Origin of the sequence: Bradyrhizobium sp. LA2.1 (genome assembly GCF_040547725.1) — a bacterium.
GTDB classification, from domain to species: Bacteria; Pseudomonadota; Alphaproteobacteria; order Rhizobiales; family Xanthobacteraceae; genus Bradyrhizobium; species Bradyrhizobium barranii.
The window spans coordinates 129,786-143,249 of sequence record NZ_JBEPQI010000021.1 but is presented as its reverse complement, the minus strand read 5'-3'; the positions used below and the strand labels follow the sequence as shown (position 1 = coordinate 143,249).

Sequence of the window (13,464 nt, the reverse complement as noted above, 5' to 3'; positions counted from 1 at the left end):
CGCGCGAAAATGTGCCGCAACACGATCACACTGCAGGGCCTGACGCTCCATCACGATGGCGCGACGAGCAGCTCCAACCGAACCGGGGCGCACTCCCAGCCCCTTGGCTCGCCGCCGCACCGGAGGATGCTCGCATGTTGTGCCTTGCTTGCGGCGATCCCGGGACACGAGGAGCGCGCGCCGGCAACGTCAGGCCAGCTCATGGCTAAGGTATTCCGCTCCTCTTCGGGCGACGGAACAGTCACGGGCTTTTTATCCCTCGTGACCGTCCGCACAGATGCGAAACAGAGGCCGGCACCCCAGATTCGCATGGAATGATTTCCATCATCTGATGATGGATTTCCGATCCATTGGAGCCGACATGGGCCAGGTTATTCAGTTTATCTCGAAATCCGAGCGCGAGCGCGTTCGCCTCATTCAGGAGGCACGCGCGATCTACGACAGCATTTTTCCGCCGGCTGATCCGAGCGGCGAGCCGCAGGGCAAGGCGACGATCGGCCGCGCGGCCAACGGCGACGCAGGAAATCTGGCGTGATCAAGATCATCGCGGTGCTGTGCAGCCTCTCCTCTCCGGCAAATTGTCACGAGCAGATCGTCACCACCTCGGACTTCGCCAACGTCTCGATGCAGTCCTGCCTGATGGGCGCGCCGCAGCTCGCCGAATGGATGAACCAGCATCCGGCCGAACGCCTGGCTGGATGGCGCTGCGTGTTCGGTCAACAGACCGGCAGGGGCGCCTGAGGCCACAGGCCGTCTGGTCAAGGACGGCGCCATCCAGTTGAACCGTGACGAGCATGCATCGCCAGGCTAGAATGGCGACGCTGTTTGGCAGAGGGGGACGCCGGATGGAGGTCGCCAGCCTCGTTCTTCCCGTGTTCGCAATCATCGTCACCGGCTGGTTTGCCGGTGTATCAGGTTATCTCTCCCGCTCGCTTGCGGACGCGCTGGTGCATTTTGCCTACAATGTGGCAATGCCCGCGCTGCTGATCGTCACGATCGCCCAAGAGCCGGCGCGCAACCTGCTGGAATGGCGCTTCCTGCTCGCGTTCGGGGGCGGCTCCCTCCTCTGCTTCGCGCTGGTGTTCCTGGCCGTCCGCGCGGGTGGCAAGCACGACCTCGCCAGCAGCACGATCCATGGCATGGCGGCGGCCATGACCAATACCGGCTTCGTGGCGCTCCCGATCCTGCACGCGATCTACGGCCAGCCCGCCGTCTTGCCCGCCGCGGTGGCGACGGTGTTCGTCGCCGGCGTGATGTTTCCGCTCACGGTCATCCTGCTGGAAAGGGACGTGCGCGGCCCTGCGCATTCCACCGGGCTGGTGAAGCAGATCCTGCTCAATCCGATGGTGCTGTCGACGCTGATCGGTCTCGTCTGGGCGATCACGGGCTTGCCGATTCCGGCGCCCGTCGCGGCCTATCTGAACATCATTGCCGCCGCGCTCACGCCCTGCGCACTGTTTGCCATCGGGCTTGGCCTGTCGGTCGACGGCCTGCGATCCAACCTGAAAGCATCGTTCGCGCTCGCGACCGTGAAGCTGGTGGTGATGCCGCTGATCGTCTACGGACTTTGCGTGGTCACCGGCCTCAATCCGCTCTACACGGTCGCCGCCGTCATATGCGCGGCCGTGCCGACGGCGAAGACCGTCTATGTGCTGGCACACGAGCACAAGGTCGAGGAGAAACTGGTCGCGGCCACCGTCTCGGTCACGACGATGCTGTCGGTCGCGACATTGCTGGTCGCGCTCTACCTGCTCTCCGGCCTCGCGCCCGGCATGCGTTGACGGTCACCGGCGCGCCCTGGCGACGTGCCCTTTATCTCGTGGTGTTGCTCCAGGTCGGCACCGAATTGGTCACGCCGACCGACGGCCAATTGTACGAGCCGATCGAGGGCGCCGTGACCGTCCCGACCGTCTGTCCGGACGACCCGTAGGACGTCCTGGGCTGCGCGACCGGCAATGCGGCGGCGCCATAGGTCGGGGCCACCACGCCCGTACTGTAGTGATGCCGGCTCGGCCGGGCCTTCTTCGCTTCGGCTGCGAAGGGCGCGGCAAGCAGTCCGACAGTGATGAGTGCGGCAATGGCGGGTTTGATGCTTGTCATGGCGGTTCCCTTCATTGGCTGCGAGCCCAGTGTGCCATGTGTTCATTCAACGCAAGATTTCCATAGGCATCCGTTCATAACTTCGTGCACGCCCGAATGTGCCTGACCCAGACACCGCTGCCGTGGTCATCGTCGCTTCGGGCGACACGCGTTGCGGCCGTGTCGCTCCTTGACTGTCGCGACAGAGTGCATCAGCGCCTTGAAGGCGGCGATCGCCGGATCGTCAGCGAGCGTGTGGTCGGGCCGCGACTCCAGATGCTCGACCACGGCCAGCAGCGCGTCCGCGATCTGTCCGATCTGCTTGCCGTAACCGGCGACATCAGACAGCACGTCCTTCTCGACATCTGGCGCCGAGGATTGCCCCACCGTGATGTTGACGAGACCGAACTGGCCGCCGGTGGGACTGAAGAACGACGGATAAATGGACTGGACGACATCCCCCGACAGGGGCAGCTTGAACACAGGCATGCGATTTCGCCTCGCTGATGCTCGACCGGCACGGACACACTATCACGACCACCCGCCTTCGGATGGACCCGAATCAGCGCTAGTGCATTGCCTTCAGTGACTTCCCTGGACGCAAGCAGCATGACCGGCCCCGAACTGAAGCAGCTCCGCAACGACCTTTCCGATGCCCTCGAGCGCAAGCTCACCGCGGCCGACATGGCCAAGCTTTGCGGACTGCCGGAGAAGGGCGGCGCCGATACCATCCGGCGCTGGGAGGTCCGTGGCCCGACGCCGTCCGCGACCAAGGTGCTGCGCGTGCTCGCGATGGCGAGCGAGCGCTATCCGATCATGGAGAAGTTCGACGTCTTCGATCGCCACGACGTACGCGAGGAAGACCGGCCCGCAAGGCGCGCGGCCTTCCGCCAGCAGATGCGCGATGAGGTGCGGCGGCGGCTTGGTTAACGAGAGACGTGCGCAAGTTACCCGAGACGGGCGACGTTAAGCCTTCCTTCACCACTTCTTAAGCCGGCATTAAGCACGAAAATCATTTACAGCCCAATAAGTTAGGTTGGCTGTCGCTGTGCCACGGATGTGACAGCATTTTCGTCAAAAGCGAGCTATCTGCAAAACCAACGACGGCGCGGACAGCGCGCCTGCCGGGGACCAAAGTGCTGGAGTTCAAGACGATGAAGAAGATTTTGTTTGCGACCGTTGCGCTGCTCGTGGTGGGCGCTGCCGCGCCGGCCGTCGGCGCCGATCTCGGCAACCGCAACTACTACAAGGCGCCCGCGCCGGCCTATGCCGCGCCGATCTACAACTGGACGGGCTTCTATGTCGGCGGCCATGTCGGCGGCGCGTTCTCCAGCGACAACAATTTCAACGGCCTCTCCACCGGCAACAACGGCAACGGCCGTTTCCTCGGCGGCGTGCAGGTCGGTGCTGACTGGCAGTTCAACCCGAACTTCTTGGTCGGCGTCGAAGGCCAGTACTCCTGGCTCTCCGGCAGCGTCGGCGCGGCGTTCCCGGGCGGCGTCGCCTACAGCAACGACCAGCGTGGCCTCGGCTCCATCACCGGCCGCGTCGGCTACACCTGGGGTCCCGGCCTGCTCTACGTGAAGGGCGGCTACGCCTATTCGGACAACAACGAGAAGGTGACGATTGCCGGCGTGCCGACCGGCTTCATCATCGATGGCGATCACCGCAACGGCTACACCGTCGGCGCCGGCCTCGAATACATGTTCGCCCCGAACTGGTCGGCCAAGGCCGAGTACCAGTACTACAATTTCGGCGACGCCCACTTCACCGCGGGCCCGCTGGTGGGCACCGGCAACTTCACGACCGACGACCACACCTTCAAGGCGGGCGTCAACTACCGCTTCAACTGGGCCAACTCGACGGTCGCGCGCTACTGATCGCGCCTCAAAAATCTCCTCGCCAACAGGGGCCGGCAAATCTGCCGGCCCCTTCTTTTTTCGCTGTGCGGAACGAACGCAACCGATTGTGCAACTTGCGATTTTTTAACCCGACCCAGGGATACTCCGCGGCGAAAATATAAAGATCACGCGTGGGGGAATTTCGATGGCGATCCGTCTGGGTGCAGGCCGTGTCCTTGGCCGTCTCAAGCCTCGTTTCAAGATGCCAAGGTGGGGCGTGCGCGGCAGCCTGTTCGCCGCCTTCGCATTGATCGCGGGCATGGGCCTCGTGATCGCGGCCGGCGCCGGCTTCGTCTTCAATCACCTCGGCGCGACCATGATGGATCTGAGCGGCCGCGACATCCCGCGCCTCTCCGCCAGCCTGCAGCTTGCCTCGCAAAGCGCGACGCTCGCGGCGCAAGGCCCGGGCCTGCTGGCATCGCCCTCCGACGAGGCGCTGAAGGAACGCACCAAGAGCGTGAAGGACATCCAGCAGCTCGCCATGGCCAAACTCGGCGAGATCATCGAGCTCGGCGCCGACAAGCAGATCGCAACCGCGCTGCGCGACACCGCCAAGAGCATCGACGAGGCGACCCAGAGCCTGGTGTCGGCCGCGCGCGAGCGGCTCGAGACCGGCGCGCTGCATGACAAGCAGTATGAGGCGTTGCGCAAGGCCCAGCTCACCTTCGTCGGCGCGGCCGGTCCTGCGATGCTGGACGCACAGACGCGCTTGAACGCGATCCTCGGCGCGGCGGAAGTTTCCGCCGATGATGCGACTGAGGCTGCCCGCACCGTCTCCCAGGTCGCGACAATCTCCGCCAACGGCAATCTGATGGCCGCCGACATGATGGCGGCGCTGTCGGCCAACAACAGCGACACGCTGGAAGCGATCGAGAAGGAGTTCAAGGCGACGCGCGACCGCGTCAAGTCGAACCTCGAGGATCTCCCGAACATGCCCTCGATGCAGACGGTGCGCGACGCCGTGCAGAAGCTGTTCGCCTTCGGCGAGGGCAAGACCGGCGTGTTCAAGATCCGCCAGAAGGAGCTCGACGCCATCGACTACGGCCAGACCATTCTGGACGAGACCCGCAAGCTCAATGTCGGTCTCGGCATCAGCGTGCAGCAGCTCGTCGACGGCGTGCAGAAGGAGACCAACGCGTCGACCTTCCAGGCGCGCCAGGAGATCTCGCTCGCCACCACCGCGATGCTGGCGCTGGGCGCGCTGATGCTGGTCGGCTCGGCGCTGTTCGTCTGGCTCTATGTCGGCCGCAACATCCTGCGCCGGATCGGCGCGCTGCACCAGTCGATGCAGCTGCTCGCGAACGGCGACCTCGAGACCGAGATCTATCGCTCGAAGCACCACAATGACGAGATCTCGGTGATGGCGAACACGCTGCAGGTATTTCGCGAGAGCATGATCGATGCCCGCGCGATGTCGAGCGAGCAGGACAAGGACCGTGCCGCCAAGGCCGAGCGTGCCGCGCGCATGGAAGCGAAGATCGCCGAGTTCGAGGGCGCGGTACGCAACGCGCTCGACAATCTCGCGCAATCGGCCAATTCGATGCAGTCCACCGCGCAGAGCATGTCGAACACCGCCGACCAGTCCAACGCGCTGGTGAACGCGGTTGCCTCCGCCGCGGAGGAGACCTCGGTCAACGTGCAGACCGTGTCATCAGGCACCGAGCAGCTGTCGTCCTCGATCGAGGAGATCAGCAAGCAGGTCGTCACCTCGGCCGCGATCGCCAGGAAGGCGGTCGACGAGGCCGGCGCCACCGACACCACGGTGCAGAGCCTTGCCGACAGCGCGAGCCGCATCAGCGTCGTGGTCGATCTGATCCAGACGATTGCGTCTCAGACCAACCTGCTTGCGCTCAACGCCACCATCGAGGCGGCGCGCGCGGGCGAAGCCGGCCGCGGCTTCGCAGTGGTCGCCTCCGAGGTGAAGAGCCTCGCGAGCCAGACCGCCAAGGCGACGGAAGAGATCCGCACCCAGATCGCCAGCATGCAACAAGTCACCACCTCGGCGGTGGGCGCCATCCAGGGCATCGGCCGGATCATCGGCGAGATCAACGACGTGACGACGACGATCGCGGCCGCGGTCGAGGAACAGGGCGCGGCCACCCGCGAAATCGCCCGCAACATCCAGCATGCCGCCGGCGGCACCAGCGAGGTCTCCAGCAACATCATCGGCGTCTCCACGGCGTCCGCGGAAGCCGGCGCGGCGGCGAGCGAAGTGCTGGGCGCCTCCGACGCGCTCCGCCGCGAAGCCGACATGCTGCGCGGAGAGATCGACGCATTCCTCAACAACATGCGGGCGGCGTAAGCCGCCGGCCCGTAGCCCGGATGGAGCGCCGCGTAATCCGGGCTGCGGAAAACTGCAGGTATGACCGCCATGCGGAGACCACGGCCCGGCCTTTTTCGGCTGGCGCCCCGCGCCCGGCGGGTTTAAGCCGGTAGCATGAACCCGAAAACCGACACCGTGCAGTCCTCGGCCGAGGCCCTGCGCTATCCCTGGGAACAGCATCCCGGCCCCGAAGAGATCGTCGAGGTGCGTCCCGGCGTGTTGTGGGCGCGGCTGAAACTGCCGTTCCGCCTCAACCACGTGAACATCTACCTGCTCGCCGACGGCGACGGCTATGCCATGATCGATGCCGGCTTCGGCAACGAGGAGACGATCGAGGCCTGGACCAGACTGTTCGAGGGGCCGCTGAAGGGCGTCAACATCACGCGCCTGATCGTCACGCATTCGCACCCCGATCACGTCGGCCTCGCGGGCTGGATCGTCGAGCGGTTCAACTGCCCGCTGGTGATGACGCAGGTCGAATATCTGCAATCGGTCTACCACCAGAACCGCGGCACCGAGGAGCGACGCGAAGCCCAGCGGCTGTTCTTCCGCCGCCACGGCATGGACGAGTCGCTCACCGAAAAGCTGCTCGGCCGCGGCCAGGATTATCTCAAGCGCGTCTCGGTGCTGCCGCCGTCCTACCGCCGCATCTCGCATGGCGACGAGGTCGTGATCGGCACCCGCCGCTTCAAGGTGATCACCGGCGGCGGGCACGCGCTCGACCAGGTGATGCTGTATTGCGCCGACGACAAGCTGTTCCTCTCCGCCGACCAGGTGCTGAGCAAGATCTCGCCCAATGTCAGCGTCTGGGCGGTCGAACCCGACCAGAACTCGCTCGGCGAATATCTGGCCTCGCTCGCGAGCCTCACCACCACCCTGCCCTACGATCTGCTGGTGCTGCCCGGCCACGGCGTGCCGTTCTATGGTCTGAAGACCCGCATCAAGCAGCTCGCCGATCACCACGAGGAGCGCTGCCGCCTGATTGCGGAAGCCTGCAGCGAGGTGCCGCAGACCTCGCGCGCCCTGGTCCCCGTCGTGTTCAACAAGCACGTGCTGGACGAGCACCAGATGGGCTTTGCCGCCGGCGAACTCGTTGCCCACGTCAATTACATGATCGTCGAGGGCCGTCTGACGGCGGAGACGAAAGACGGCGTACTCCAGTTCCGGACGACGTGAGCCACGGCGTCATGGCCGGGCTTGTCCCGGCCATCCACGTTCTTTCAGGTCGAAACGAGTTCGTGGATGCCCGGGACAAGCCCGGGCATGACGAGTTTGTGGAAGCAGCTCACTTCATATTCGCGATCGCGTGCAGCGCCGCGACGTAGCCGAACGGGCCCAGCCCGCAGATCACACCGGTGGCCACGAACGAGATCTTGGAGTGGCGGTGATATTCGTCGCGGGCGTGGATGTTGGAGATGTGGACCTCCAGCACCGGGCCTTCGAATGTCTTGATCGCGTCCATGATCGAGACCGAGGTGAAGGAAAGACCGGCCGGATTGATGACGATCGCATCGGCATCCTGCCGCGCCGACTGGATCAGATCGACCAGCACGCCTTCATGGTTGGACTGGTGGAAGGCAAGCTTGAGCCCGAGCTTGGCGGCCGCTTCCTCGCAGCTCGCATTGACCTGATCGAGCGTCGTGGTGCCGTAGATGTGCGGCTCGCGGATGCCGAGCATGTTGAGGTTGGGACCGTTGAGGATCATCACGCGCTTCATGGACAGGTCCTTCCAAAAGTTAGCCACCGAACCATTTGGCCGGGCCGGTGACGAGAACGGGAAACAGCGTCAGCAAGGCTAGCACGACGAGCTGCGCGATCATGAAGGGCCAGACGCCGCGGATCAGATCATCCATCGAGACGCGGGCAACGCCACAGACGACGTTGAGCACGACGCCGACCGGCGGCGTGATCAGGCCGATCGCATTGTTGATGATGAAGAGCACGCCGAAATAGACGGGGTCGATGCCGGCCTGCTTGACGATCGGCATCAGGATCGGCGTCAGGATCAGGATCGTCGGCGTCATGTCCAGCGCGGTGCCGACGATGACGACGATGATCATCAGCACGAAGGTGAGGAGGGTCTTGTTGCCCGCGAACGGTTGCACGAGCGCCACGATCTGGTCGGAGATCTCGGCAACCGTGATCAGCCAGGACGATACCAGCGCCGCGGCGACGAGGAACATCACGACAGCCGTGGTCTGCGCGGTCGAGACCAGCAGTGCCGGCAGTTGTGCCGGCCTGAGCTCGCGATAGACGCCCATCGCCACCACCAGCGAGTAGACGGCGACGACGACGGCCGCTTCCGTGGGCGTGAAGATGCCGAAGCGCAGGCCGAAAATGATGATCATCGGCAGCATCAGGGCCCAGAAGCCGTCGATCAGCGCACGCCAGATCTCGGCGATGCTCTTGCGTGGCAGGCGCGCCGGGTTCTCCTTGCGCACCACCCACCACCAGGCAAAGCACAGGCCGACGCCGAGCAGCAGGCCCGGCACGATGCCGGCCAGAAACAGCTTCGAGATCGAGACATTGGCGGCGACGCCGAAGATGACGAAACCGATCGACGGAGGAATGACGGGCGCGATGATCCCGCCGGCAGCGACGAGGCCAGCCGCACTGGCGCGATTGTGGCCGGCGGCGGCCATCATCGGCACCAGGAGCGCACCGAGCGCCGCGGCGTCCGCGACCGCCGAGCCCGAGAGTGAGGCCAGAATGCATGACGTCAGGATCGCGACGTAGCCGAGCCCGCCGCGGAAATGGCCGACCAGCGCGATCGCGAAGTTGAGGATGCGGCGCGCCAGCCCGCCGGTGTTCATGACTTCGCCGGCGAGGATGAAGAACGGCACCGCCATCAGCGGGAAGGAATCGACGCCGTTGATAACGTTCTGCGCGATGATCTGGGAATCGAACATCGCCAGATAGGTCATCAGCGCGATGCCGCAGATGATCAGCGCAAACGCAATCGGCATCCCGATCGCCATGGCGCCGAGCAGCGAGAAGGTGAAGACGGCGACAGTCATGCCTGCTGCTTTCCGCTCGCGGCGCCAGGAGAATGCGGGAGCTCCTCGGACTCGCTGATGGCGATCAGATCGGCATCGGCGACCTGCCCGGTCACGAGCCGATAGAGCTCGTGCACGATGATCACGCAGGAGGAGGCGCCGAACACGATCCCGGCAGCGTAGAACAGGCCGACCGAGAGCCCCGAGGCGGGCGCCACCGTATCCCAGTTCAGCACCGTCTGCTTCCAGGAGCCCTCCGTCAGCAGCACGGAGGCATAGAGCATCAGCGCGTGGCTGAGGCCGTAGCAGACCTTGCGGCCGAACGGCGACAGCACCTTGACGAGGCTATCGACGCCGAGATGGGCATGCTCCTTCAGGCCGATGATCGCACCCAGAAACACCATCCACACGAACAGCCAGCGCGACAGCTCTTCCGAGATCGCAATCCCGGAATTGAAGCCGTAGCGCAGCACGACGTTGCCGAACACCAGCACCACCATGGCGGCGAGCAGCACCGCGATCACCGCGCGGAGCAGCCAGAAATAGGCGTCGACCATCGTTTTCATCATGTCCGTCCTGCTGCGCGTCGGCTTACGGCTTCAGCGCGTGCACGCGGTCGAGTTCACTGTTGAACAGCTTGACGATGGCGGGGTCGTAGTCGGCCGAGAATTTTTCCGCGATCGGCTTGGTCTTCTCGCGCATGCGATCGAGCTCGGCGGGTGCGATCTCGTTGACGGCCATGCCCTTGGCCTTGAGCTCGTCGATCGCGGCAGCGGCCTGCTCGCGGCTGACCTTGCGCTGGTAGTCGCGTGCCTCGATCGCCGCGTCCTGCAAAATCTTCTGCTCGTCGGGCGAAAGACCGTCCCAGAATTTCTTGCTGATCAGGATGATGTTGGTCGAGTAGGTATGATTGGTGACGCTGAGATATTTCTGCACCTCGAAGAACTTGTTCGACAGGATCACGGAGAACGGGTTCTCCTGGCCGTCGACGGTGCCCGTCTCCAGCGCGCTGTAGAGCTCCGAGAAACTCATCGGCACCGGGTTGGCGTTGAAGGCCTTGAAGGTCTCCAGATAGACCGGGTTCGGGATCACACGGATCTTGATGCCGCCGAGGTCCTCGCCCTTGGTGATGGCACGCTTGCTGTTGGTGACGTTGCGGAAGCCGAGATCCCAATAAGCGAGACCAACCAGCCCCTTCTCGGGCAGCTTTGCCAGCAGCGCTGCGCCGAGCGGACCATCGAGCAGGGCGTCGGCCTGCTGCGGCGTCGAGACGATGAAGGGGAAATCGATCAGGCCGTAATCCTTGACGATGCCGACCAGCGACGTCGTCGCCGGCGACTGCATCTCCTGGGTGCCGGCGCGCAGCGCCGATTGCTGCTGCATCTCGCTCCCCAGCTGGTTGGCCGGATATTCGCGCACCCTGAGCTTGCCGCCGCTCTTGGCCGCGACGATCTCGGCGAATTTCTGCACGCCTTTGCTGACGGGATGGTCGGTGTTGTTGAGGTGTCCCCAGCGGATGGTGCGCTCCTGAATGGCCTGCGCCGAGGCCGGCCCCATCGTGCCCAAGGCGACCGCGCCGATCGCCGCCACCAAAGCCAGACCTTTGAACCGAACGGGCATCGCCCCCTCCCCTGTTGATCTCGTTCTTAGGGGCGGGAACGTCTTATATGACGAATTATAAATCAACCTATATTTTTGATTTTGTCTGATATTATATGAAACGCTTGATAAAGTTACGAAATTTGGCAAAACGCACGTCCAAAGCGCTAGGATGAGGCATGGACACCCTTCCCGACACGACAGCCGAGACGGTGGGCGACAGCGCCTATCGCCGCATCCGCACCGACCTGATCTTCGGCAAGCTGACGCCGGGGCAGAAGCTGAAGCTCGAGCGGATGAGCGGCGCCTACGGCACCAGCATCTCGACGCTGCGCGAGACGCTGAACCGGCTGTGCTCGGAAGGTTTTGTCGTCGCCGAAGGCCAGCGCGGCTTCGAGGTCGCGCCGATCTCGGCGACCGAATTCCAGGAGATCGCGGAGCTGCGCGAGCTGCTCGAGAGCCACATGATCGAGAAGTCGTTCGCGGCCGGCGATCTCGACTGGGAAGCGCACATCGTCTCGGCGCATCACAAGCTCGCGGCGATGGAGCGCATGCTGCTGTCAGGCGAGCGATCCGATGCGGAAAGCTGGAAGCAGTGCGATTTCCAGTTTCACCGCGCGCTCGTCGCGGCCTGCGGCTCCAAGGTGCTGCTCGATGCGCATGCCGCGGTCTATGACCGCTATCTGCGCTACCAGATGATCGCCGTGGTGTTCCGCGGCGAGATGGCGGCGGCCGAGCATCGCGAGCTGAAAGAGCTGGCGCTGAAGCGCGACGCCAAGGGCGCGAACAAGGTGCTGCACACCCACATCCATGATTGCGTGGCGCATGCCTTGCGCAATTCGGATTGGTTAAAGCCGGTGGCCGCCGTCAAGGACGCGCGGAGCGAGCCGCGCAAGAAGGCCAAGGCCGGGTAGACGCGCACCGCCGCCAATGGTGCAAAGCAACATTGCCTCTCGCGCGAACTTGATCGGGATCAAGTTTCAAATCGCACGATAGGGCATTTTGCCCAAATGCTCCCCATGCCCAAATGTGGGATAGCGCATAGACTCTAGAGCTGGAAAAGCTCTAAGAAGATGCGCCCTTTTTGGTCAGTTCCGTCTTAGGTTTTGCCGATGGATTACGCCCAGTTCTTCAATACCGCCCTCGATCGTCTCCACACTGAGCGGCGCTACCGCGTGTTCGCCGATCTCGAACGCATCGCCGGCCGGTTCCCGCATGCGCTCTGGCACTCGCCCAAGGGCAAACGCGACGTCGTGATCTGGTGCTCCAACGATTATCTCGGCATGGGCCAGCACCCGAAGGTGGTCGGCGCCATGGTCGAAACCGCGACCCGCGTCGGCACCGGCGCGGGCGGTACCCGCAACATCGCCGGCACGCATCATCCGCTGGTGCAGCTCGAGGCCGAGCTCGCCGATCTTCACGGCAAGGAAGCGTCGCTGCTGTTCACCTCGGGCTATGTCTCGAACCAGACCGGCATCGCGACCATCGCGAAGCTCATTCCGAACTGCCTGATCCTGTCGGACGAGCTCAACCACAATTCGATGATCGAGGGCATCCGCCAGTCCGCCTGCGAGCGCGTCGTGTTCCGCCACAACGACCTCGCCGACCTCGAAGAGAAGTTGAAGGCCGCAGGTCCGAACCGGCCGAAGCTGATCGCCTGCGAGAGCCTCTATTCGATGGACGGCGACGTTGCTCCGCTCGCCAAGATCTGCGATCTCGCCGAGAAATATGGCGCGATGACCTATGTCGACGAGGTCCATGCCGTCGGCATGTACGGCCCGCGCGGCGGCGGCATCGCCGAGCGTGACGGTGTCATGCATCGCATCGACATTCTCGAGGGTACGCTGGCCAAGGCGTTCGGCTGTCTCGGCGGCTACATCGCCGCCAACGGCCAGATCATCGACGCCGTGCGCTCCTACGCGCCGGGCTTCATCTTCACCACTGCGCTGCCGCCGGCGATCTGCTCGGCCGCGACCGCCGCGATCAAGCACCTGAAGACCTCGAACTGGGAGCGCGAGCGCCACCAGGACCGCGCCGCCCGCGTCAAGGCGATCCTCAATGCTGCCGGCCTGCCTGTGATGTCGAGCGACACCCATATCGTGCCGCTGTTCATCGGCGATGCCGAGAAGTGCAAGCAGGCGTCCGACCTGCTGCTGGAACAGCACGGCATCTACATTCAGCCGATCAACTATCCGACGGTGGCCAAGGGCACCGAACGCCTGCGCATCACGCCCTCGCCCTATCACGACGACGGCTTGATCGATCAGCTCGCCGAAGCGCTCTTGCAGGTATGGGACCGCCTAGGTCTGCCGCTCAAGCAAAAGTCGCTGGCGGCGGAGTAGGCTTGCTTCCACCCTCCCCTGGAGGGGGAGGGTCGGCTCACATTGAGCGCAGCGAAAATGGGAGACGGGGTGGGGTGACAGTCTCTCCACCTCTGACGCTGCTCGTGTGGAAAGATCACCCCACCCCGCGCGCGCTTCGCGCGATCGACCCTCCCCCTCCAGGGGAGGGTAAGCGGGATCCGCGTCCGCCCGCACCTTAACGACAACCCCAATTCCCGCCCCGG

The 13,464-nt window shown here is 64.2% G+C and carries 15 protein-coding genes; 9 read left to right on the top strand and 6 right to left on the bottom strand.

Going from position 1 to position 13,464, the window contains the following annotated elements; all coding sequences use genetic code 11:
• Window positions 1–361: 361 nt before the first annotated feature.
• The 3 genes from ABIB95_RS33220 (at window position 362) to ABIB95_RS33210 (ending at window position 1,781) form a co-directional block, all read left to right on the top strand.
• Window positions 362–535, top strand: a complete 174-nt coding sequence (locus ABIB95_RS33220) for a hypothetical protein (RefSeq protein ID WP_187387912.1) — start codon at window positions 362–364, stop codon at window positions 533–535.
• Complete coding sequence (locus ABIB95_RS33215) at window positions 532–741, top strand: hypothetical protein (RefSeq protein ID WP_028148688.1); 210 nt, start codon at window positions 532–534, stop codon at window positions 739–741. Before ABIB95_RS33220 ends, ABIB95_RS33215 begins: the two co-directional genes overlap by 4 nt.
• Before the next feature lie 104 nt (window positions 742–845).
• Window positions 846–1,781: an AEC family transporter gene (locus ABIB95_RS33210; protein WP_354245722.1), complete on the top strand. Its 936-nt coding sequence runs from the start codon at window positions 846–848 to the stop codon at window positions 1,779–1,781.
• Between the two features lie 31 nt (window positions 1,782–1,812).
• Here the strand turns inward: ABIB95_RS33210 and ABIB95_RS33205 are convergent, their stop codons facing one another.
• Window positions 1,813–2,100 carry a hypothetical protein gene (locus ABIB95_RS33205; protein WP_071917770.1) on the bottom strand — a complete coding sequence of 96 codons (288 nt, stop codon included), beginning with the start codon at window positions 2,098–2,100 and terminating at the stop codon, window positions 1,813–1,815.
• Window positions 2,101–2,226: 126 nt separating this feature from the next.
• Window positions 2,227–2,568 (bottom strand): hypothetical protein, encoded by a 342-nt coding sequence (locus ABIB95_RS33200; RefSeq protein ID WP_354245719.1) that lies wholly within the window; start codon window positions 2,566–2,568, stop codon window positions 2,227–2,229.
• 120 nt (window positions 2,569–2,688) lie between these two features.
• Here ABIB95_RS33200 and ABIB95_RS33195 point away from each other — a divergent pair, with 120 nt between their 5' ends.
• The 4 genes from ABIB95_RS33195 (at window position 2,689) to ABIB95_RS33180 (ending at window position 7,479) form a co-directional block, all read left to right on the top strand.
• Window positions 2,689–3,009, top strand: a complete 321-nt coding sequence (locus tag ABIB95_RS33195) for a hypothetical protein (RefSeq protein WP_071916874.1) — start codon at window positions 2,689–2,691, stop codon at window positions 3,007–3,009.
• 224 nt (window positions 3,010–3,233) lie between these two features.
• Window positions 3,234–3,959 (top strand): outer membrane protein, encoded by a 726-nt coding sequence (locus tag ABIB95_RS33190; protein WP_354245715.1) that lies wholly within the window; start codon window positions 3,234–3,236, stop codon window positions 3,957–3,959.
• 166 nt (window positions 3,960–4,125) lie between these two features.
• Window positions 4,126–6,282, top strand: coding sequence for a methyl-accepting chemotaxis protein (locus ABIB95_RS33185; RefSeq protein ID WP_354245712.1), 2,157 nt, complete (start codon window positions 4,126–4,128; stop codon window positions 6,280–6,282).
• A 135-nt stretch (window positions 6,283–6,417) separates the two neighbouring features.
• The gene (locus tag ABIB95_RS33180; protein WP_085402602.1) at window positions 6,418–7,479 is read left to right on the top strand and encodes an MBL fold metallo-hydrolase; all 1,062 of its coding nucleotides are present in this window, start codon (window positions 6,418–6,420) and stop codon (window positions 7,477–7,479) included.
• A 109-nt stretch (window positions 7,480–7,588) separates the two neighbouring features.
• Here ABIB95_RS33180 and aroQ read toward each other — a convergent pair whose 3' ends face one another.
• From aroQ to ABIB95_RS33160, 4 genes are read right to left on the bottom strand one after another with little or no spacing between them, the layout of a single operon-like run.
• Window positions 7,589–8,020, bottom strand: a complete 432-nt coding sequence (gene aroQ, locus ABIB95_RS33175) for a type II 3-dehydroquinate dehydratase (protein ID WP_354245708.1) — start codon at window positions 8,018–8,020, stop codon at window positions 7,589–7,591.
• Between the two features lie 19 nt (window positions 8,021–8,039).
• Window positions 8,040–9,320: a TRAP transporter large permease gene (locus ABIB95_RS33170; protein ID WP_259259388.1), complete on the bottom strand. Its 1,281-nt coding sequence runs from the start codon at window positions 9,318–9,320 to the stop codon at window positions 8,040–8,042.
• A complete protein-coding gene (locus tag ABIB95_RS33165; RefSeq protein ID WP_063986054.1) occupies window positions 9,317–9,865 on the bottom strand; it encodes a TRAP transporter small permease in 549 nt (182 codons plus the stop codon). The genes ABIB95_RS33170 and ABIB95_RS33165 overlap by 4 nt, the downstream gene beginning before the upstream one ends.
• A 25-nt stretch (window positions 9,866–9,890) precedes the next feature.
• Window positions 9,891–10,919, bottom strand: a complete 1,029-nt coding sequence (locus ABIB95_RS33160) for a TRAP transporter substrate-binding protein (RefSeq protein WP_063980785.1) — start codon at window positions 10,917–10,919, stop codon at window positions 9,891–9,893.
• Between the two features lie 158 nt (window positions 10,920–11,077).
• On the opposite strand from ABIB95_RS33160, the gene ABIB95_RS33155 reads away from it, so the two are divergent.
• Both ABIB95_RS33155 and hemA read left to right on the top strand, forming a co-directional pair.
• Window positions 11,078–11,812: a GntR family transcriptional regulator gene (locus tag ABIB95_RS33155; protein ID WP_354176143.1), complete on the top strand. Its 735-nt coding sequence runs from the start codon at window positions 11,078–11,080 to the stop codon at window positions 11,810–11,812.
• Between the two features lie 198 nt (window positions 11,813–12,010).
• Window positions 12,011–13,240: a 5-aminolevulinate synthase gene (gene hemA / locus ABIB95_RS33150; protein WP_071916882.1), complete on the top strand. Its 1,230-nt coding sequence runs from the start codon at window positions 12,011–12,013 to the stop codon at window positions 13,238–13,240.
• Window positions 13,241–13,464: the final 224 nt, after the last annotated feature.